Origin of the sequence: Streptomyces sp. NPDC007346 (assembly GCF_040703535.1) — a bacterium.
Taxonomy (GTDB): Bacteria; Actinomycetota; Actinomycetes; order Streptomycetales; family Streptomycetaceae; genus Streptomyces.
The window spans coordinates 1-19,670 of record NZ_JBEYKR010000056.1; the positions used below are offsets into that span (position 1 = coordinate 1).

The 19,670-nt window shown below is 73.0% G+C and carries 17 protein-coding genes, 1 tRNA gene and 1 pseudogene; 18 read left to right on the forward strand and 1 reads right to left on the reverse strand.

Features of this window, described 5'->3' with window-relative positions; translation table 11 throughout:
• Nucleotides 1-5 precede the first annotated feature (5 nt).
• The 7 genes from AB0917_RS16905 (at nucleotide 6) to AB0917_RS16935 (ending at nucleotide 7,541) form a co-directional block, all read left to right on the forward strand.
• Complete coding sequence (locus AB0917_RS16905) at nucleotides 6-1,259, forward strand: UbiA family prenyltransferase (RefSeq protein ID WP_366820342.1); 1,254 nt, start codon at nucleotides 6-8, stop codon at nucleotides 1,257-1,259.
• Nucleotides 1,256-2,116: a sugar phosphate isomerase/epimerase family protein gene (locus AB0917_RS16910; protein ID WP_366820311.1), complete on the forward strand. Its 861-nt coding sequence runs from the start codon at nucleotides 1,256-1,258 to the stop codon at nucleotides 2,114-2,116. Before AB0917_RS16905 ends, AB0917_RS16910 begins: the two co-directional genes overlap by 4 nt.
• Complete coding sequence (locus AB0917_RS16915; RefSeq protein WP_366820312.1) at nucleotides 2,110-2,841, forward strand: EboA domain-containing protein; 732 nt, start codon at nucleotides 2,110-2,112, stop codon at nucleotides 2,839-2,841. Before AB0917_RS16910 ends, AB0917_RS16915 begins: the two co-directional genes overlap by 7 nt.
• Nucleotides 2,842-2,921: 80 nt before the next feature.
• Nucleotides 2,922-3,770, forward strand: a complete 849-nt coding sequence (locus AB0917_RS16920; RefSeq protein ID WP_366820313.1) for a TatD family hydrolase — start codon at nucleotides 2,922-2,924, stop codon at nucleotides 3,768-3,770.
• Between the two features lie 4 nt (nucleotides 3,771-3,774).
• Nucleotides 3,775-4,950, forward strand: a complete 1,176-nt coding sequence (eboE, locus tag AB0917_RS16925; RefSeq protein WP_366820314.1) for a metabolite traffic protein EboE — start codon at nucleotides 3,775-3,777, stop codon at nucleotides 4,948-4,950.
• A complete protein-coding gene (locus AB0917_RS16930) occupies nucleotides 4,947-6,374 on the forward strand; it encodes a nucleotide pyrophosphatase/phosphodiesterase family protein (RefSeq protein WP_366820315.1) in 1,428 nt (475 codons plus the stop codon). The genes eboE and AB0917_RS16930 overlap by 4 nt, the downstream gene beginning before the upstream one ends.
• An 84-nt stretch (nucleotides 6,375-6,458) precedes the next feature.
• Entirely contained in the window at nucleotides 6,459-7,541 is a 1,083-nt protein-coding gene (locus AB0917_RS16935; RefSeq protein ID WP_366820316.1) for a sugar phosphate isomerase/epimerase, read from the forward strand.
• 29 nt (nucleotides 7,542-7,570) lie between these two features.
• Here the strand turns inward: AB0917_RS16935 and AB0917_RS16940 are convergent.
• Nucleotides 7,571-7,780: pseudogene (locus AB0917_RS16940) on the reverse strand (DUF2254 domain-containing protein); the annotation flags it as partial.
• A 240-nt stretch (nucleotides 7,781-8,020) separates the two neighbouring features.
• Here AB0917_RS16940 and AB0917_RS16945 point away from each other — a divergent pair.
• From AB0917_RS16945 to AB0917_RS16995, 11 genes are all read left to right on the forward strand, one after another.
• Nucleotides 8,021-8,108: transfer RNA gene (locus tag AB0917_RS16945), tRNA-Leu, on the forward strand.
• Between the two features lie 124 nt (nucleotides 8,109-8,232).
• The gene (locus AB0917_RS16950; protein ID WP_366820317.1) at nucleotides 8,233-9,066 is read left to right on the forward strand and encodes a helix-turn-helix domain-containing protein; all 834 of its coding nucleotides are present in this window, start codon (nucleotides 8,233-8,235) and stop codon (nucleotides 9,064-9,066) included.
• 128 nt (nucleotides 9,067-9,194) lie between these two features.
• A complete protein-coding gene (locus AB0917_RS16955) occupies nucleotides 9,195-9,662 on the forward strand; it encodes a cupin domain-containing protein (protein ID WP_366820318.1) in 468 nt (155 codons plus the stop codon).
• Complete coding sequence (locus AB0917_RS16960; RefSeq protein ID WP_366820319.1) at nucleotides 9,659-10,378, forward strand: GDSL-type esterase/lipase family protein; 720 nt, start codon at nucleotides 9,659-9,661, stop codon at nucleotides 10,376-10,378. Before AB0917_RS16955 ends, AB0917_RS16960 begins: the two co-directional genes overlap by 4 nt.
• Before the next feature lie 312 nt (nucleotides 10,379-10,690).
• Nucleotides 10,691-11,707, forward strand: a complete 1,017-nt coding sequence (locus AB0917_RS16965; protein WP_366820320.1) for a LacI family DNA-binding transcriptional regulator — start codon at nucleotides 10,691-10,693, stop codon at nucleotides 11,705-11,707.
• Nucleotides 11,704-13,281, forward strand: coding sequence for a sugar ABC transporter ATP-binding protein (locus AB0917_RS16970; protein WP_366820321.1), 1,578 nt, complete (start codon nucleotides 11,704-11,706; stop codon nucleotides 13,279-13,281). Before AB0917_RS16965 ends, AB0917_RS16970 begins: the two co-directional genes overlap by 4 nt.
• Nucleotides 13,271-15,226 (forward strand): substrate-binding domain-containing protein, encoded by a 1,956-nt coding sequence (locus AB0917_RS16975; RefSeq protein ID WP_366820322.1) that lies wholly within the window; start codon nucleotides 13,271-13,273, stop codon nucleotides 15,224-15,226. The genes AB0917_RS16970 and AB0917_RS16975 overlap by 11 nt, the downstream gene beginning before the upstream one ends.
• A 160-nt stretch (nucleotides 15,227-15,386) precedes the next feature.
• Nucleotides 15,387-16,313, forward strand: a complete 927-nt coding sequence (locus AB0917_RS16980) for a ribokinase (RefSeq protein WP_366820323.1) — start codon at nucleotides 15,387-15,389, stop codon at nucleotides 16,311-16,313.
• Complete coding sequence (rbsD, locus tag AB0917_RS16985) at nucleotides 16,310-16,699, forward strand: D-ribose pyranase (RefSeq protein WP_366820324.1); 390 nt, start codon at nucleotides 16,310-16,312, stop codon at nucleotides 16,697-16,699. The genes AB0917_RS16980 and rbsD overlap by 4 nt, the downstream gene beginning before the upstream one ends.
• A 167-nt stretch (nucleotides 16,700-16,866) precedes the next feature.
• Nucleotides 16,867-18,345 (forward strand): hypothetical protein, encoded by a 1,479-nt coding sequence (locus tag AB0917_RS16990; RefSeq protein WP_366820325.1) that lies wholly within the window; start codon nucleotides 16,867-16,869, stop codon nucleotides 18,343-18,345.
• 64 nt (nucleotides 18,346-18,409) lie between these two features.
• Nucleotides 18,410-19,645, forward strand: a complete 1,236-nt coding sequence (locus tag AB0917_RS16995; RefSeq protein ID WP_366820326.1) for a MoxR family ATPase — start codon at nucleotides 18,410-18,412, stop codon at nucleotides 19,643-19,645.
• The last annotated feature ends 25 nt before the right edge of the window (nucleotides 19,646-19,670 follow it).

Consider the following 19,670-nt stretch of genomic DNA (forward strand, 5'->3'; position numbering starts at 1 on the left):
CAGGCCTGCGGGGAGCGCCCGCAGGGCCGCAGGGCCCTGCCGTACGGGGCGGGAGGCCGGCCGCCGCCCCCGATGACGGCCTGTCTGGTACGGGCGGGACTGCGCCCGCACCGGACAGGCACCGACCGTCCCCCGGGCGCGGGAGAGGGGACACGGTGCGGGCCTGGACCGAACTGTTCCGGGTCTCCGCGCTGTTCTCCGTGCCGGGTGACGCGCTGGCCGGGGCCGCGGCGGTGGGCCGCAGCCCCGGCCGGGGTACCGCGCTCGCGATCGGCGCCTCGCTCTGCCTGTACGAGGCGGGGATGGCGCTCAACGACTGGGCGGACCGCGAGGAGGACGCCGTCGACCGCCCGCACCGGCCGATCCCCTCGGGCCGCATCAGCCCGCCGGCGGCCCTGGGCGCGGCCGGGGTGCTGACGGCGGCGGGCCTGGCCCTCGCGGCGCGGGCCGGCCGCCCGGCGCTGGCGGTCGCCACGGGCCTGGCGGCCACGGTCTGGGCCTACGACCTCCACCTGAAGCACACGAAGGCGGGCCCGGCGGCGATGGCCGCGGCCCGCTCCCTGGACCTGCTGCTGGGAGCGACGGCGACGGTCACGGCTGCCGGGACGCGCACGGCGACCGGGACGGGGGCGGGCACGGCGACCAGGACGGTCACGGCGACGTGGACAGGAGCGCTGGCCGGGGCAGGGACGACCGCGACCGGTGCGCGCGACAACGTCGCCGGTACGGGGCCGTACGCCACGCCTCCCGCGCGGGTCGGGGCCCTGCCGCCCATCGGTCGGGAGACCGTTGCCGGAGGAGCCGGGCCCGTGCTCGGCGCCCTGGCCGCCGCTCTTCCCGCGGCCCTGGTGCTCGGGGCGCACACCTACGGCGTCACCGCCGTGTCCCGTCACGAGGCGCAGGGCGGGTCCACCGCCGTACCGCTCGCGGTGCTCGCCACGACGGCGACGCTCGGCGCGGCGGTCCTCGCAGCACACCGGGGGCGCCATCCGCACCGGACCACCGCCCCCGCCCTTGCCCCCCTCCTGCTCACCGCCTTCACCGGCGCCTATCTCCGTACCGCGGGACCCCCCCTCCTGCACGCGGCCCTCAACCCGTCCCCGGCCCTGACCCAGCGGGCGGTCGGCGGCGGGATCCGGGCCATGATCCCGCTCCAGGCGGCGCTCGCCGCCCGTGCCGGAGCACCCGGCTCCGGCCTCGCCGTCATGGCGCTCGTCCCCCTCGCCCGCGCCCTCTCCCGGAAGGTGAGCCCCACATGACCCTCCAGCTCGGTTACGGCACCAACGGGCTCACCGACCTCCGTCTCGACGACGCCCTCGGGCTCCTCGCCGACCTCGGCTACGACGGCGTCGGCCTGACGCTCGACCACATGCACCTGGACCCCCTCGCCCCGGACCTCGCCGAACGCACCCGACAGGCCGGCCGCCGGCTCACCTCCCTCGGGCTCCGCGTCACCGTCGAGACCGGCGCCCGCTATGTCCTGGACCCGCGCCGCAAGCACGGCCCCTCCCTTCTCGACCCGGACCCCGACGCCCGGTCCACGCGTACCGCGCTGCTCGTCCGTGCCGTGGACGTGGCCGCCGAACTCGGCGCGCACGCCGTCCACTGCTTCAGCGGCATCACCCCGCCGGACACCTCGCCGGACACCGCCTGGAAGCGCCTGGCCGAATCGATCGCCCCCGTACTCGACGCCGCCGACCGGTCCGGCATCCCCCTCGCCATCGAGCCCGAGCCCGGTCACCTCCTGGCCACCCTCGCCGACTTCCACCACCTCCGCGCCCTCCTCGGCGACCCGGGCCCCCTCGGCCTCACGCTCGACATCGGCCACTGCCAGTGCCTGGAGGAGGCCCCACCCGCGCAGTGCGTCCAGGACTCCGCCCCCTGGCTCCGGCACGTCCAGATCGAGGACATGCGGCGCGGCGTCCACGAGCACCTCCCGTTCGGCGAAGGGGAGATCCACTTCCCGCCCGTGCTCGCCGCCCTCGCCGCCGCCGACTACCGGGGCCTCACCGTCGTCGAACTGCCCCGCCACTCGCACGCCGGCCCCGAACTCGCCCGCGCCTCCATCGCCTTCCTGCGCGACGCCGTGCCCTCCAAGGGGGGAGCACCGTGCTGAAGTCCCGCGAGGAACTCGACGCGGACCTCGACACCGCCGCCCGCGCCTGGCTCGACGAGGCCCTGACCGAAGCCGCGCACGACGCAGCCGCCCGCGACGCAGCCCGTACCGACGCGGCCCGTGCCGAGGCCGCCCAGGCGGCCCGTACCGATGCCGTCCGGGCCGCCCCGCACGCCCCCCTCGCGGAGGCAGGCCCCGTAACCACCCCGTCCGCGGCGACCGGCTCCCCGCACACCTCCGCTCCCTGGGAACTGCGTTACGCCGCCGCGGGCCGGCACTGCGGGCAGGCCCACGCCGACTCCGTACGCTCCCTCCTCCTCATCGAGGCCCGCGCCCCCCTGCCCTCCGTCACCCGGCTCTACGAACAGGGCACCGCCGCCGAACGCCGCGCCGTCCTGCTCACCCTGGACCGCCTCGACCTCGGTGACACGGCCCTCCCGCTCGTCGAGGACGCCCTGCGCACCAACGACACCCGGCTGGTGGCCGCCGCCGTCGGCCCGTACGCCGCGGCCCACCTCGATCCGCACGCCTGGCGCCACGCCGTACTGAAGTGCCTGTTCACCGGGGTGCCGGTGGGCTCCGTCGCCCGGCTCGGGGAGAGGGCCCGAGGGGACGGCGAACTCGCCCGCATGCTGCGCGACTTCGCCGCCGAGCGGACCGCCGCCGGCCGTGACGTCCCGGCCGGCCTGGACACCGCCCTCGCCCTCACCGAGCCGGCTCGGTGACACACCGCCCCGCCGGGCTCGCCCGAGCACACCCCGGCACCCGAACGGACCACGCCTGCCGCCCCCACGGAGGAGTCCTGATGCGCATCTTCGACCCCCACATCCACATGACGTCCCGGACCACGGACGACTATCAGGCGATGTACGAAGCGGGCGTCCGCGCCCTCGTCGAACCCTCCTTCTGGCTCGGCCAGCCCCGCACCTCGCCCGCCAGCTTCTTCGACTACTTCGACGCGCTCCTCGGCTGGGAGCCCTTCCGCGCCTCCCAGTACGGCATCGCGCACCACTGCACGCTCGCCCTCAACCCCAAGGAGGCGAACGACCCCCGCTGCACCCCCGTCCTGGACGCCCTGGACCGCTATCTGGTCAAGGACTCCGTCGTCGCCGTCGGTGAGATCGGCTACGACTCCATGACCCCGGCCGAGGACCACGCCCTCGCCGCCCAGCTCCAGCTCGCCGCCGACCACGGGCTGCCCGCCCTCGTCCACACCCCGCACCGCGACAAGCTCGCCGGTCTCCACCGCACCATCGACGTCATCCGCGAATCGCACCTCCCCCCGGAGCACGTCCTGCTCGACCACCTCAACGAGACCACCGTAAAGGCCGCCACTGACAGCGGCTGCTGGGCCGGGTTCTCCATCTACCCGGACACCAAGATGGACGAGGACCGCATGGTCACCGTCCTCAAGAACCACGGCACCGAGAAGATCCTCGTCAACTCCGCCGCCGACTGGGGAAAGAGCGACCCGCTCAAGACCCGCAAGGTCGCCGACGCGATGCTGAAGGCCGGCTTCACCGAGGACGACGTCGACCAGGTCCTGTGGCGCAACCCCGTCGCCTTCTACGGCCAGAGCGGCCGCCTCCACCTGGACGTCCCGGCCCCCGACGCCCTCCACGAGGGCAACTCCATCCTGCGCGGCGGGGAGTGAGGCCATGCGCTTCCGCCACCCGGACGGTTCCGTCGTCCACCTCTCCTACTGCACCAACGTCCACCCCGCCGAGACCCTGGACGGCGTCCGCGCACAGCTCCGCGACCACTGCGAACCGGTCCGCCGCCGCCTGGGCCGGGACCGGCTCGGCATCGGCCTCTGGCTCGCCAGGGACGCCGCCCGCGCCCTGATCAACGACCCCGCCCAACTCCGCGCCCTGCGCGCCGAACTCGACAGCCGGGGCCTCGAAGTGGTCACCCTCAACGGCTTCCCGTACGAGGGGTTCGGCGCCGACGAGGTCAAGTACCGGGTCTACCGGCCGGACTGGACCGAACCCGACCGCCTCGCCCACACCACCGACCTCTCCCGGCTGCTGGCGGCCCTGCTCCCCGACGACGTCACCGAAGGCACCATCTCCACCCTCCCGCTGGCCTGGCGCACCCCCTACGACACCGACCCCGGGGCCGCACCCGCCACCCGCGTCGCCCTCACCACGCTCGCCCAGCGCCTGGACGCCCTCGCCGAGCTGACCGGCAAGTCCATCCGCGTCGGCCTCGAACCGGAACCGGGCTGCACGGTGGAGACGACCACCGACGCCATCGCCCCGCTCACCGCCATCGGTCACGAACGCATCGGCATCTGCGTCGACACCTGCCACCTGGCGACCTCCTTCGAGGACCCCGACACCGCGCTCGACGCCCTGACGGCGGCAGGCGTCCCGGTGGTCAAGAGCCAGCTCTCGGCCGCCCTGCACGCCGAACACCCGCACCTGCCCGAGGTCCGCGCCGCGCTGGCGGCCTTCGCCGAGCCGCGCTTCCTGCACCAGACCCGGACGCGCACGGCGGCCGGTCTGCGCGGCACCGACGACTTGGACGAGGCGGTCGCCGGCGGGGCACTCCCGGACTCCACCCCCTGGCGGGCCCATTTCCACGTACCCCTGCACGCACCGCCCGCGCCCCCGCTCACCTCCACACTCCCCGTGCTCCGCGCCACGCTCGCCCGGCTCGTCGGGGGACCGGTGCCGCTGACCCGGCACCTGGAGGTGGAGACGTACACCTGGCAGGCCCTGCCCGCCGAACTGCGGCCCCGCACCCGCACCCAGCTCGCCGACGGCATCGCCGCCGAACTCACCCTCGCCCGCGACCTCCTGGTCGACCTCGGCCTCAAGGAGCTGCCATGACCACGGACACTCCCGGTACCTCCGCCACCGGGGGCAGGGCAGGCCGCACAGGGCCCACCCCCCTCCTCGTCCTCGACGTCGTGGGCCTCACCCCGCAGCTCCTCGCCCACATGCCGAACCTCACGGCGCTCGGCAAGCAGGGCGCGCGGGCCCCCCTCACCACTGTCCTGCCCGCCGTCACCTGCGCCGCCCAGTCCACCTTCCTCACCGGCACCATGCCCGCCGAACACGGCATCGTCGCCAACGGCTGGTACTTCCGCGAGCTCGGCGACGTCCTGCTCTGGCGCCAGCACAACGGGCTCGTCGAAGGCGACAAGCTCTGGGACGCGGCCCGCCGCGCCCACCCCGGCTACACCGTCGCCAACATCTGCTGGTGGTACGCGATGGGCGCCGACACCGACTGGACCGTCACCCCGCGCCCCGTCTACTACGCCGACGGCCGCAAGGAACCCGACTGCTACACCCGGCCGCCCGCCCTGCACGACGAACTGACCGACAAGCTCGGCACGTTCCCCCTCTTCCACTTCTGGGGCCCCGGCGCCGACCTGGTCTCCTCCCGGTGGATCATCGACGCCACCCGCCACATCATCGCCACCCGCACCCCCGACCTCGCGCTCTGCTACCTGCCCCACCTGGACTACGACCTCCAGCGCTACGGCCCCGACGACCCCCGCTCCCACCGCGCCGCCGCCGACCTGGACCGGGCCATGGCCCCGCTGCTGGCCGACGCCCGCGCCGAAGGCCGTACGGTCGTCGCGCTCTCCGAGTACGGCATCACCCGTGTGAGCCGCCCCGCCGACATCAACCGGGCGCTGCGCCGGGCCGGCCTGCTGGAGGTGCACACGCAGGACGGCATGGAGTACCTCGACCCGATGGCCTCACGCGCCTTCGCCGTCGCCGACCACCAGCTCGCCCACGTCTACGTACGCCGCCCCGAGGACCTGGAGGCGACCCGGGCGGCCCTGGCCGACCTGCCCGGCATCGACCAGCTCCTCGACGACGAGGGCAAGAAGGCGCACCACCTGGACCACCCCCGCTCCGGCGAGCTGGTCGCGGTGGCGGAGAAGGACGCCTGGTTCACGTACTACTACTGGCTCGACGACGCCCGCGCCCCCGACTTCGCCCAGCTCGTCGAGATCCACCGCAAGCCCGGCTACGACCCCGTCGAGCTCTTCATGGACCCCCAGGACCCCTACGTACGGCTCAAGGCCGTCTCGGCGGTCGCCCGCAAGAAGCTCGGGATGCGCTACCGCATGGCGGTCGTCCCCCTGGACCCCTCACCTATTCGCGGCAGCCACGGCCGCCTCCCGTCGAGCGACGACGAAGGTCCGCTCATCCTCTGCTCCACCCCCCACGCGTTCACCGGCCGGGTCAGGGCCACCGAAGTGAAGTCCCTGCTCCTCCAGCTTGCCGGACTGCACTGACAACGCCCCCGGCACCCGCACTGCTCACCCCACGTCACCCACGTCACCCACGACACCCACGTCACCCAAGGGAGTCACGCGAACATGAGCCGCACCTCCAAGGACACCGAACTCGCCCGCAGACTGAGCCGCCGCAACATCCTCGGTGTCGCCGCCGGAGCGACCGCCGCCACGATCATCGGCACGGCGACCGCCCAGGCCGCCGGCCGGGACCACGGCCACGGTCATGACCACGGCCACGGTCATGACCACGGCCACGGCCACGACAAGGGCAAGCCCGTTCTGCCGCCCGGCCGCCTCGGCATCCAGCTCTACAGCCTCCGCGACCAGGTCTCCACGCTCGGCTTCGGCCCGGTCTTCACCGAGCTGGAGAGGTACGGCTACGACGAGATCGAGTTCGCGGGCTACACCCAGGGCTCGGCCGGCCCCATCACCCTGGCCCAGCTCAAGCGGCTGGCCAAGGACCACGGCCTCAACCCGATCGGCAGCCACGTCGGCTACCACGACGACAACGACCCCGACGCCTACACCTTCGCCCAGAACCTGGAGAAGGTCCTGGACGACGCCCAGGCCCTCGGCCTCAAGCACATCGGCACGGCGTCGGGCCCCTTCCGCTACGGCTCCACGGTCGACGGCTGGAAGCGGGCGGCCGACGACTTCAACCGGTACGGGGCCGCCGCCCGCAAGCGCGGCATGAAGTTCTACCAGCACAACCACGCCGAGGAGTTCTCCTTCGCGACCGACAAGCCGAACGTGCGCCTGTACGACGTCCTGCTCGCCGAGACCGACCCCGACCTGGTCTACCTGGAGCTGGACATCTACTGGGCGTACTGCGCCCAGTTCCGCTTCAGCAGGCGCGCGGACGGCACCAAGGCCCCGCTCGACCCGCTGAAGTACGTCCTGAAGCACCCCGACCGCTACCCCCTCTTCCACGTCAAGGACGGCGTCCGCGACGAGACGACGCGCGACGGCTACCGCATGTCGGACGTCGGCGACGGCGACATCGACTACAAGTCGTTCCTGTCGAAGGTGACCAACCGGACCCACCACGGCCGGACCTACCACCACTGGCAGGCCGAGCACGACAACCCGGTGGAGTCGCTCGCCTTCGCCCGGAAGTCGAGCGAACACCTGCACTCCCTGCGCGAGGGCCGCTGCGGCGACTGACACCCGAGGCATATGCGGTACCGGCAGGGCTACCCGATGCCCTGCCGGTCCGGCAGCAGGGCGAACTCCCGGTCGGCGGCCACCACCACGGTGCGCTCCACGACCTGGACGAGCAGCGCCCGATGCCGTACCAGCGGCTGCCGCCGCTCCTCGGGCGCGAGCAGCAACAGATCGTCCAGCCCCGCCAGCAGCCGGCGCGACACCTGAGGGCTTCCGGCCACACACCACCGGATCTCCTCGCGCACCAGAACGTGTCGCGCAGGTGCTCACGCAGGGGAGACAGCGGACGGGCCGGCGGTAGCCGCGATCACTCATGGACGCGAAGGTGGCCCCGCGACCTCCGCGGACCGTGGAGGCCGAGCCCGCACCGGCCCGCCGCACCGCACTGACCACCGGATATGCAGGTGAAAGGCGCGTCGAACCCCTGGTATTGTTTTCCATGTCGCCGCGGGGAACACACCGCGAACGACAGACACCTTGTCCGGGTGGCGGAATGGCAGACGCGCTAGCTTGAGGTGCTAGTGCCCTTTATCGGGCGTGGGGGTTCAAGTCCCCCCTCGGACACCAAGGCCAAACGGTCAAATGAAGCCGGTCAAAGCGACACTTCGTCGCTTTGACCGGCTTTGTTGTCATGGTGGATGTGTTCGAGCGGTCGATCTCGCCGGGCTCGCCGGTTCGTACACTGACGAGGGTGCAGGACCATACGGCTACCAGGATCGACGCACGTCCGGCGCCCGCCCTGCGGCGGTACGTCCGCTCGTACATCGGGTTCGACCTGCGCGGGTTCCCGGCGGGGGTGCACTGCGGTCCGCCGGGCCGTGTGCTCACCACGGTGATCAGCCTGTCCGACCCCCTGGGGATCGGGGCAGGCGTCGACGACGGGTCACCGGTCACCCGGTTCGGCAGCGTGGCCGGCGGTCTGATGTGCCGGTCCGTCGCGATCCACCACGACGGGCGCCAGCACGGCGTGCAGGTGTCGCTGACACCCCTCGGTGCCCGCGCCGTCTACGGGATGCCCGCCGCCGCGCTCGCCCACCGGCTGGTCCCGCTCGACGAGCTTCTCGGAGTGCTCGGCGTCGAACTGGTCGACCGGCTCAAGGCGGCGCCGACCTGGGCCGCGCGGTTCGCCGTGCTGGACGAGCTGCTCCTGAGAGCCGTCGGCCGTGGCGACGGAGACCCCCTGTCCCGGGTGCGCCCCGAGGTGGCCGAGGCATGGCGCCGCCTCGTCGCGGCGCGGGGCCGCGTCCAGGTCGGGGCGGTCGCCACGGAGCTGGGCTGGAGCCGTCGGTACCTCACCGAGCGGTTCCGCGATGAGGTGGGCCTGTCACCGAAGACCTTCGCGCGCGTTCTGCGCTTCGAGCACGCGCACGAACTGGCGACGGCGCACGATCCCCTCCCGTGGGCCGATGTGGCGACCGTCTCCGGCTACGCCGACCAGGCCCATCTCGTACGGGACTGGCGCGAGTTCACGGGCCGGTCACCGACGGCCTGGCGTCGCGGCGAAGTCCTCCTCGGGACCGGGTAGTCACCGGCCGGCTGCGTATCGCGCCGGCTACCGTTCCCTTCCCTTCGATTCCCCTACCTCTACTTCCCTTTCCTCTACTTCCCTTTCCTTCAAGACCGCCCGGACGCCGTCCTGTGACGATCGTCGGTATGAGACTCGTCAACCACGAACGCAACGCCATCGACCTGCGGACCACCCCCGTGCACCTCGGGCTGGGATCGCGGGCGAAACCCGTCGAGGGCTTCGCCTGGGACCCGGAGTTGCTCCAGGCATACAGCGCCGCCGTCGCGGCGGACGGCGCAGAGGGCCGGATGGTGGCCATCTTCGACGGCGACGGCCCCGGCGACCACTGGGAGCGCCACCCGGCCGGCGACGAACTGGTCGTCTGCCTCAGCGGGTCGGTGACGGTCACCCGCGACGTGGACGGGGTGCCCGAGCGCGTCGTGCTCGGGCCGGGCGAGGCCACCGTCAACCCGGCCGGGGCGTGGCACGCGGTCGACATGGCGGGGCCGGCGTCCATCCTGGCCGTCACCGCCGGCCTGGGCACCGACCACCGTCCCCGGACCGACGCCTGCCCGACCGAGCACGTCGGCCCGCCCGGCACGCAAGCGCCGTGACGACACGCGTCGCGTGCCTCGGCGACAGCCTCACCCGCGCGCAGCTCAGCGTCGACTACCTGGACCTTCTCGAACGACGCCACCCTCCCGGCGACGTGCGGCTCGCCCGCTTCGCTGCCAACGGCGACTTCGCCCACAACCTCTCGCGGCGCCTCGATCCCGTCGTCGCGGACCCGCCCGACGTGATCACCGTGCTGATCGGGACCAACGACGCCCGAGCGAGCCTCGCCGGTTACCCCGTCGAGCAGGCCATGAAGCGTAAACGCCTCCCCGAGCGCCCGTCGGCCGGCCGGTTCCAGCAGTGCCTGGGCGCCGTCGTCGAACGGCTGCGAAGGGAGACCGACGCGACGATCGGTCTGCTGTCGCTTCCCGTCCTCGGCCAACAACTCGACGGAGCGGCGGCCCAGGCATCGCGCGCCTACAGCCGGATGATCGCCGAGGTCGCCACCACCACCGGGGCGACCTACCTCCCACTCCACGAACGCCAGACCGAGGAGCTGCGCGAAGCGGACCCGCCGCCGATCCCGTACCGGGAACTGACGACCGCAGCCGGTGCCGGTGCCCTCCTCCGGCACGCCGTACTGCGCCGCGGCCTCGACACGGTCTCGAGGCGCCGAGGTCTCGTGCTCACGACCGACCACATCCACCAGAACAGCCGCGGCGCCGCCCTCGTCGCCGAGGTCATCGACACCTGTCTGCCCACCCGCAGCGCGTAGCCGGTTCCGGCGGCGGCCCCTGTCCGGCGTAGCGCGGGACAGGGGCCGCCGCGCACCGGCCTCGCACCGGGGCTGCCGCCGAACGGTTCGCCCCTCGTTGCGTGCCCTCCAGGGAGGGCACGTAGCTACGTGCTCCGGCCACTTCAGCGGTCACCCCTCCTGTCACGATCAGGTCTCGGACACGGAGAGGGGTCTTGTTTTCAGCCATGGAATCGATTCCAATCGTGTCTGTAATCGATTCCATGGCATCGCGCGAGCGGTCCGCCCCCCTGGTTTCGAGGTGTACGGAAACCACAAGGAGGTGGTCCGGACATGGCGAGCATCAAGGATGTCGCGGCCGCGGCGGGTGTCTCCGTCGCGACGGTCTCGCGGGTGCTGAACAGTCATCCGTCCGTCAGCGCGGACGCGAGGGCCCGCGTCATCGCCGCCGTCGACGCCCTCGGCTACCGGCCCAACGCCGTGGCCCGCTCGTTGCGCACCGCGCAGACCCGCACCCTCGGCCTGGTCATCAGTGACGTACTCAATCCGTACTTCACCGAGCTGGCCCGCTTCGTCGAGGAGGAGGCCCGCGCCCTCGGCTACAGCGTCATCATCGGCAACGCCGACGAGCGGCCCGCGCTCCAGGACCACCACATCCGCACGCTCATCGACCGCAGGATCGACGGGCTGCTCGTCTCGCCCGCCGACGGGGGCTCCCCGCTGATGCGGGAGGTCGCCCTGAGCGGTACGCCGATGGTCTTCGTGGACCGCTGGATCCCGGGCCTCGACGTCCCCGTCGTCCGGGCCGACGGTACGGGCGCGGTCAAGGACCTGGTGGCCCACCTGCACGGCCTCGGCCACCGCAGGCTCGCGATCATCGCCGGGCCCGCGGCCACCACCACCGGCAACGAGCGCGTCGAGGCCTTCCGGGACGCCCTGCGTGAACTCGGCCTCGCCCTGCCCGACGCCTACATCGGGCAGGGCGACTTCCAGGCCGCCAGCGGCCGGCGCGCCACCGAGGGGTTCCTCGCCCTGGCCGAGCCGCCCGAGGTCGTGTTCGCCGCAGACAACCTGATGGCACTCGGCGCGCTGGACGCGATCCGGGCCCGGGGGCTGCGGGTCCCCGACGACATCGCGCTCGCCGCCTTCGACGACATCCCGTGGTTCGTCCACACCGACCCGCCGATCACCGCCATCGCCCAGCCGACCGCGGAACTGGCACGCGCCGCCGTACGCGCGCTGGCCGACCTGATCGAGGGACGGACCCCGCGGTCCGTCACCCTGCCCGCCCGTCTCGTCGCGCGCCGCTCGTGCGGCCGGGACGCGACCGACCAGAGGAGCGACCGGTGACCGCACCGGAGAAGCAACTGGTGGACACACCGGACGAGTTGCTGCGCATCGAGGGTCTGCGCAAGACCTTCCCCGGCGTGGTGGCGCTCGACAACGTCGACTTCGACCTCCGCAGAGGCGAGGTCCACGTCCTGCTCGGCGAGAACGGCGCCGGCAAGAGCACCCTCATCAAGATGCTCTCCGGCGCCTACCGCCCCGACCGCGGCCGGATCCTCGCCGAGGGCCGCGAGGTGCGCATCGACAACGCGCAGGACGCCGAACGGCTCGGCATCGCCACCATCTACCAGGAGTTCAACCTGGTGCCCGATCTGACGGTGGCCGAGAACATCTTCCTCGGCCGGCAGCCGCGCCGCTTCGGTCTCATCGACCACCGGCGCATGCGAGCCGACGCGGAGAAGCTGCTGCGCCGGGTCGGCGTCGACGCGCGCCCGGACGCCAAGGTCCGCGAACTGGGCATCGCCCGGCTCCAGATGGTCGAGATCGCCAAGGCGCTCAGCCTGGAGGCCCGCGTTCTGATCATGGACGAGCCGACCGCCGTGCTCACCTCCGAAGAGGTCGACAAACTCTTCGCCATCGTGCGGCAATTGCGCGCGGACGGTGTCGGAATCATCTTCATCACCCACCACTTGGAGGAGATCGCCGCGCTCGGTGACCGCGTCACCGTCCTGCGCGACGGCCGCAGCATCGACCAGGTGCCCGCCTCCACGCCCGAGGACGGGCTCGTCCAGCTCATGGTCGGACGCAGCATCGAGCAGCAGTACCCGCGCGAACGCCCCGACACGGGTGAGGCGTTGCTCTCCGTGCGAGGGCTGACCCGGGACGGGGTCTTCCACGACATCAGCTTCGACGTGCACGCCGGTGAGGTCGTGGGCCTGGCCGGACTGGTCGGCGCCGGTCGTACGGAGGTGGCGCGCGCGGTCTTCGGCGCGGACCCCTACGACGCGGGCACCGTCGACGTACGCGGCGAGCGGATCGCCCGGCACGACGTGCCCGCGGCGATGGGCGCCGGGATAGGCCTCGTACCGGAGGACCGCAAGGGCCAGGGCCTGGTCCTGGACGCCTCCGTGCAGGAGAACCTCGGCCTGGTCACCCTGCGTTCCGCGACCCGCTCGGGGCTCGTGGACCTGAAGGGGCAGCGCACGGCGGCGGCCCGCATCGCCCAGCAGCTCGGTGTCCGCATGTCCGGCCTCGGCCAGCACGTGCGCACCCTCTCCGGCGGCAACCAGCAGAAGGTCGTCATCGGCAAGTGGCTGCTGGCCGACACCCGGGTGCTGATCCTGGACGAGCCGACCCGGGGCATCGACGTCGGCGCCAAGGTCGAGATCTACCAGCTCATCAACGAACTCACCGCATCCGGCCACGCCGTCCTGATGATCTCCAGCGACCTGCCCGAAGTCCTCGGCATGAGCGACCGGGTGCTGGTCATGGCCCAGGGCCGGATCGCCGGCGAACTCCCCGCGGCCGAGGCCACCCAGGACGCCGTCATGGCCCTCGCGGTCTCCACCGCCGTGACGGACGCGAACGACCACCCCGCACCGAAGAAGCAAGAAGAGGAGGGCCCCCGTGGCCACTGAGACACTCAAGAGTGACACGGGCGCAGGTGGCACTTCCGTGATACGCCGCGTCCTGCTCGACAACGGCGCGCTCAGCGCCCTGGTCGTCCTGGTGGTGGCGATGTCGCTGCTCTCCGGCGACTTCCTGACCACCCAGAACCTGCTGAACGTCGGCGTCCAGGCGGCCGTCACCGCGATCCTCGCGTTCGGTGTCACCTTCGTCATCGTCTCGGCGGGCATCGACCTGTCCGTCGGCTCGGTGGCGGCCCTGTCCGCGACGGTCCTGGCCTGGTCGGCGACGTCCGCCGGGGTACCGGTCGTCCTCGCGGTGGTGCTCGCGATCGTCACGGGCATCGCCTGCGGCTTCGTCAACGGCGCCCTCGTCTCGTACGGCAAACTCCCGCCGTTCATCGCCACGTTGGCGATGCTCTCGATCGCCCGAGGCCTCTCCCTCGTCATCTCGCAGGGCAGCCCGATCGCGTTCCCCGAATCCGTCTCACGGCTCGGTGACACGCTCGGCGGCTGGCTCCCCGTACCGGTCCTCGTGATGATCGCGATGGGCCTGATCACGGCGCTCATCCTCGGCCGTACCTTCATCGGCCGCTCCATGTACGCGATCGGCGGCAACGAGGAAGCGGCCCGGCTCTCCGGTCTGCGGGTCAAGCGCCAGAAGATCGTCATCTACGCGCTCTCCGGCCTCTTCGCCGCCGTCGCGGGCATCGTCCTGGCCTCGCGCCTCGTCTCCGCCCAGCCGCAGGCCGCCCAGGGGTACGAACTGGACGCCATCGCCGCCGTCGTCATCGGCGGCGCCAGCCTGGCCGGCGGCGTCGGCAAGGCGTCCGGCACCCTGATCGGCGCGCTCATCCTCGCGGTGCTCCGCAACGGCCTCAACCTCCTGTCGGTCTCGGCGTTCTGGCAGCAGGTCGTCATCGGCGTCGTCATCGCACTCGCCGTCCTGCTCGACACGCTGCGCCGCAAGGCCGGTTCGGGCGCGGCCTCCTCGGCCGGAACGGCGTCCGGCGCACCGGGTTCCGGTCGCAGGGGAGCGTTCAGGTTCGCCGGAGCGGCGCTCGCCGTGGCGGTCGTCGTCGGCGGGGTGTCCTACGTCAACTCCGGTTCGTCCGGGGGCACGACGAAGGTCGGCATGTCCCTCTCGACGCTCAACAACCCCTTCTTCGTGCAGATGAAGGAAGGCGCGCAGGCTCAGGCGGAGAAGGCCGGCATCGACCTCACCGTCACCGACGCCCAGAACGACGCCTCGCAGCAGGCCAACCAGCTCCAGAACTTCACCAGTTCGGGGTTCTCCTCGATCATCGTCAACCCGGTGGACTCCGACGCCGTCGGACCGGGTGTCCGCAGCGCCAACAAGGCGGACATCCCGGTGATCGCCGCCGACCGGGGTGTCAACAAGGCCGACACCGCCACCCTCGTCGCCTCCGACAACGTGGCGGGCGGCAAGCTCGCCGCCGACGCGCTGGCCGACAAGCTCGGCGGCAAGGGCAGCATCGTCATCCTTCAGGGCACGGCGGGCACCTCCGCCAGCCGCGAGCGCGGAGCGGGCTTCGCCGAGGGCCTCAAGGCGTACCCGGACATCAAGGTGGTCGCCAAGCAGCCCGCGGACTTCGACCGCACCAAGGGCCTGGACGTCATGACCAACCTGGTCCAGTCCCACCCGGGCATCACCGGCGTCTTCGCCGAGAACGACGAGATGGCGCTGGGCGCGGTCAAGGCGCTGGGCGGCAAGGCGGGCAGGTCCGTCTCGGTGGTCGGTTTCGACGGCACCCCGGACGGTCTCAAGGCGGTCGAGGCCGGCACGCTGTACGCGTCGGTGGCCCAGCAGCCCCGCGAGCTGGGCAGGATCGCCGTGCAGAACGCCGTCAAGGCGGCGGAGGGCGACCAGGTCGAGAAGACGGTGAAGGTGCCGGTCAAGGTGGTCACGCGCGAGAACGTGGCCGACTTCTCCTGACGGCAGGCTGAACCTGAACCCGGGGGGGCACGCACCCCGGGCCGCATCCACGGCGGCTGCACGCACCCCGGGCCGTATCCACGGCGGGCGGGACCCGAACCCCGCCCGCCGCACGCCCCCTCCCACGAGGCCCCGACCGACGAGAGCAGGAAGCACCCCCATGCACGACAACGCCCCCGGCGACGACCGGTACGACCTCCTGGTCGTCGGCTCGGCCAACGCCGACCTGGTGATCGGCGTCGAACGCCGCCCCGCCCCCGGAGAGACGGTGCTCGGCTCCGACCTGGCCGTCCACCCGGGTGGCAAGGGCGCCAACCAGGCTGTCGCCGCAGCCCGGTTGGGAGCCCGTACGGCGCTGCTCGCGCGGGTCGGCGACGACGACCACGGCCGCCTCCTCCTGGAGACGCAGCGCACCGCGGGCGTCGACACGGCGGGCGTCCTGGTCGGCGGGGCCCCGACCGGGGTCGCGCTGATCACCGTGGACCCCTCGGGCGACAACAGCATCGTGGTCTCCCCGGGTGCCAACGGCCGACTCACCCCCGAGGACGTGACCGCGGCGGCCCCGCTGATCGCCGCCGCGCGGGTGGTCTCCGTACAGCTGGAGATCCCCCTGGACACGGTCGCGCAGACGGCGCGCGGTCTGGGTGACGGGGCCCGCCTCGTCCTCAACCCGTCCCCGCCCGCCCCGCTGCCCGACGAGGTGCTGGCGGCCTGCGACCCGCTGGTGGTCAACGAGCACGAGGCGCGCTACATCCTCGGCGAGGCAGCGGGCGAGACCCCGCACGACTGGGTCCCGGCCCTGCTCGCCCTGGGCCCGCGCTCGGTCGTGATCACCCTGGGCGCCGCGGGGGCGCTGGTGGCCGACAGCCGCACGGACTCCCTGGACCACCTGGTCAGCCCGAAGGTCGAGGCCGTCGACACGACGGGGGCCGGGGACGCGTTCACCGCCGCCCTGGCCTGGCGTCTGGGCCGCGGCGACGACTTGCGCGAGGCGGCGGCCTTCGCGGTACGGGTGGGGGCGGCGGCCGTCACGTCGAAGGGTGCGCAGGCGTCCTTCCCGACGCTGGAGGAGGTCGACGCGCTGTGAAGAAGTCCGGCATCCTCAACCGCCACCTGTCCGGAGCCATCGCCGAACTGGGCCACGGCGACACCGTGTTGGTCTGCGACGCGGGCATGCCGATCCCGCCCGGCCCCCGCGTGGTCGACCTGGCCTTCCGCGCCGGAACTCCGTCGTTCGCCGAGGTACTGGACGGCCTGCTCGACGAGCTGGTGGTGGAGGGCGCGACGGCGGCCCTGGAGGTACGCGACACCAACCCGGAGGCCACAAGCCTCCTGGACACCCACTTCCCGGACCTGGACCTGATCCCGCACGACGACCTGAAGGCGCGCACGGCAACGGCACGCCTGGTCGTACGGACGGGAGAGGCCCGCCCGTACGCGAACGTGCTGCTGCGGTGCGGGGTGTTCTTCTGAGGGCCGGCTGAGCCGACGACGTCACGGACGGGGGCCGCGTTTCGGCGGGGGTGCGCGGCCTGTCCGTGAGAAAAGCTCTGGCCGATCACGGCGACGGGAGTTACGCTTCCCGCGATGAATCACTCGACGAACAGATCGGGGGTCCCGTCCGCGCAAGGTGAGTGCTGATGCTCACTCAAGCCGCGAACAGGGATTCCCACCCGTCCTTCTGGCCGCGCGTGCGCGCATTCGCCGTGCCGGCCTCGATGATCGCAACGGCGACGGCCCGCCGCAGGGCCGGCGACTGGGCAGGAGCGTGCGCCGCCGCAGGCGTCGACGTCGATCTCCAGCTGCGTTCCGTGGCCCGCACCCACGGCCGGGAACTCGCCGCCCGTATCCGGACCGACCTTCGCCATCTGGCCCCTGACCTGTTGCGCTGGCATATGCCGAGGGCCGCCCCGGACGGGTTGCTCCGCCCGGGGCTGACCGTCGCGCTGGCGCGCTACGACACCTCCGGGCGCGACGGGCCGGGCCCGCTGCACCTGGTCGTCCGGACCCCGCCCGGCTGGGCGGATGCCAGGCAGCGCATCAGCCTCGCGCTGTGGGACGGGTCGCACACCGGGCCCGCCGCCCGCCGCCATCCTCATCCCCGTCCGAGCCGGCGCTTCCGCCTGGACCTGCACCGCCACCTGTGGGATGTCCGCAGGGCCGATGAGCTGCGGAGCCGCTCGGGGGGCGACCGTCCGGCCGCCGATCGCCCTTCGGGGATCGATCCGCAGGTGCTGGGGGCGTTGCCGCCGGGCCGTCCGTACGCCGTCGACCGGTGGGCGGCGGAGGCGGCGATCCTGCTCCGCGCCGAGGGGCGGGGAGCCGGTGGGCCGGTGAGTGTACGGCTGGGGGGCCGACGCAGGCTGCTCCTGGACGTGACCGTGGAGGGAGGCGAGCGCGACCTCGCCGGGGATCCAGGGGCACCGTCGACGGGCGGCGCCCGCACCCCCACCGTACACATCGCGGCAACGCCCCCCGAACCGGGTGCGCCCACACCACCGGTGCTGCCGGACGCGGCCACCTGGGTGGTGCCCGACCTGGAGCTGATCCGCACCGGTGCGATCGGTGTCGGTCAACTCCACCCGCTGGTCGCACGGGCCCTCGTACCGGATGGCCCCTCGGCCGATCCGGCACCGCCCCGGCCAGGGGCGGCGGACCGGCCGGGGACGGCGGACCGGGCAGGGCGGCCACACCTCGTGGAATGCCGTGGGGCCCGGCACCGGGTCGGCCTGGTCGACGGGGTGCTGGCCCCGCTGGACCACGACCCGGCCGAGATCCGCCGTGAAGAGCTTCTGGTCGCGCTCACCGGTACGCCCCTGCCCTGCCTCCAGGCCATCGACGCGGCGCACCGGCGGCCCGACTGCCTGACCGGTGTCCGCGAACGTCTGGATCACGGAGACACCGCCGGCGCGCTGGCCGTCGTCGAAGGGCTGCTGGGGCCCGAGGCGCCGCTGCGCAGCGGCCCCCTGCGGGACGAGCTGGAGGCTGCCGCCCAACGGCGGATCGTCTACGGGCTGTTCAGGGCGGGCCTGCTGGGGCCCGGCCCCGCCCGCTACCGCCCGGACCAGTGGCATCCCGGGGACCGCCGCCCACGCCCGCGGGCCACGGCCGTCCGCTGACCCGGGGCTCCGGCCCCGGCCTCGTACTCATTCGTCCTCATCTCACACCCTCAGGTGATCATCCATGCCTACTGGCACCCTTCCTTCCGACGATTCCCAACTCGCCGTCGCCGACGCCCTGATGGCCCTCCTCCGGGACACCACCACCGAACCGCGCCCCGACATCCAACTGGAGGCGCTGACGCTGGCGGTCGCCGCCGACCTGCCCGTACTCCTGTGGGGGGAGCCGGGGATCGGCAAGACCGCGGCCCTCACGCAGCTCGCGGCCTCCCTGGACCTGCCGCTCACCACGGTGATCGCCAGCGTGCACGAGCCGTCCGACTTCTCCGGGCTGCCCATCGTGGGGGACGACCCCGCCGAGCAGGGGGTCCCGATGGCCCCGCCCGACTGGGCCGTCCGCCTCGTGCGGGCGGGGCGCGGGCTGCTGTTCCTGGACGAGCTGTCCACCGCACCGCCGGCCGTCCAGGCCGCGCTGCTCCGCCTCGTACTCGAACGGCGGATCGGAGCCCTCCAACTCCCGCCCGGCATAAGGATCGTGGCCGCCGCCAACCCGCGCTCCTCGGCGGCCGACGGCTGGGAGCTGAGCCCGCCGCTCGCCAATCGCTTCGTCCACCTCCGGTGGGCCCACGACCACGAGGTCGTCGTGCGCGGCCTTGCCGGCACCTGGCCGCGCGCGACGCTGCCGCGGCTCGATCCGGGGAAGCTGCCCGAGGCCGTGGACTTCGCCCGGCGTGCGGTGTGCGGGCTCCTCTCCGCCCGCCCCACGCTCGTCCACCGGCTGCCCACCACGGAGACGAGCCGGGGAGGACCCTGGCCCTCGCCGCGCAGCTGGGACATGACACTGAACCTGGTCGCCTTCGCGACCGCCGCCGGGTCCTCCCGGGACGTGCTGTCCCTGCTGGTCCGGGGCACGGTGGGGGACGGCCCGGGGCTGGAGCTGCTGGCGAGCCTGGACCGGATGGACCTCCCGGACCCCGAGGAGCTCCTCGCCGACCCGGCGGGTGCCGACCTGCCCGAGCGCGGCGATCTCCGTCAAGCCGCACTGGACGGTGTGGTCGCGGCGGTCCGTACCCGCCCGGACCGGGAGCGTTGGGACGCCGCGTGGGCGCTGCTCGTCCGGGCGCTGGAGACCGGGGCCCCGGACCTGGTGGTCGTCCCCGCGACCACCCTCGCCACGCTGCGTCAGGAGGACTGGGACGTTCCGGCGGCCATCGAACACCTCGCCGGGGTGGTCTCCCTGTCCCGGCGGGCGGACCGGGCGGCGGACCGGGTCGCGGCGACGGCGAAGGCGGACCGATGACGGTGGGGGAAGACGGGCCGGTGAC

Coding starts and splice junctions, on each gene's coding strand:
- AB0917_RS16910 (WP_366820311.1), top strand. CDS start 1,256: ATGACCCTCCAGCTCGGTTACGGCACCAACGGGCTCACCGACCTCCGT.
- AB0917_RS16920 (WP_366820313.1), top strand. CDS start 2,922: ATGCGCATCTTCGACCCCCACATCCACATGACGTCCCGGACCACGGAC.
- eboE (WP_366820314.1), top strand. CDS start 3,775: ATGCGCTTCCGCCACCCGGACGGTTCCGTCGTCCACCTCTCCTACTGC.
- AB0917_RS16930 (WP_366820315.1), top strand. CDS start 4,947: ATGACCACGGACACTCCCGGTACCTCCGCCACCGGGGGCAGGGCAGGC.
- AB0917_RS16935 (WP_366820316.1), top strand. CDS start 6,459: ATGAGCCGCACCTCCAAGGACACCGAACTCGCCCGCAGACTGAGCCGC.
- AB0917_RS16955 (WP_366820318.1), top strand. CDS start 9,195: ATGAGACTCGTCAACCACGAACGCAACGCCATCGACCTGCGGACCACC.
- AB0917_RS16965 (WP_366820320.1), top strand. CDS start 10,691: ATGGCGAGCATCAAGGATGTCGCGGCCGCGGCGGGTGTCTCCGTCGCG.
- AB0917_RS16980 (WP_366820323.1), top strand. CDS start 15,387: ATGCACGACAACGCCCCCGGCGACGACCGGTACGACCTCCTGGTCGTC.
- AB0917_RS16990 (WP_366820325.1), top strand. CDS start 16,867: ATGCTCACTCAAGCCGCGAACAGGGATTCCCACCCGTCCTTCTGGCCG.
- AB0917_RS16995 (WP_366820326.1), top strand. CDS start 18,410: ATGCCTACTGGCACCCTTCCTTCCGACGATTCCCAACTCGCCGTCGCC.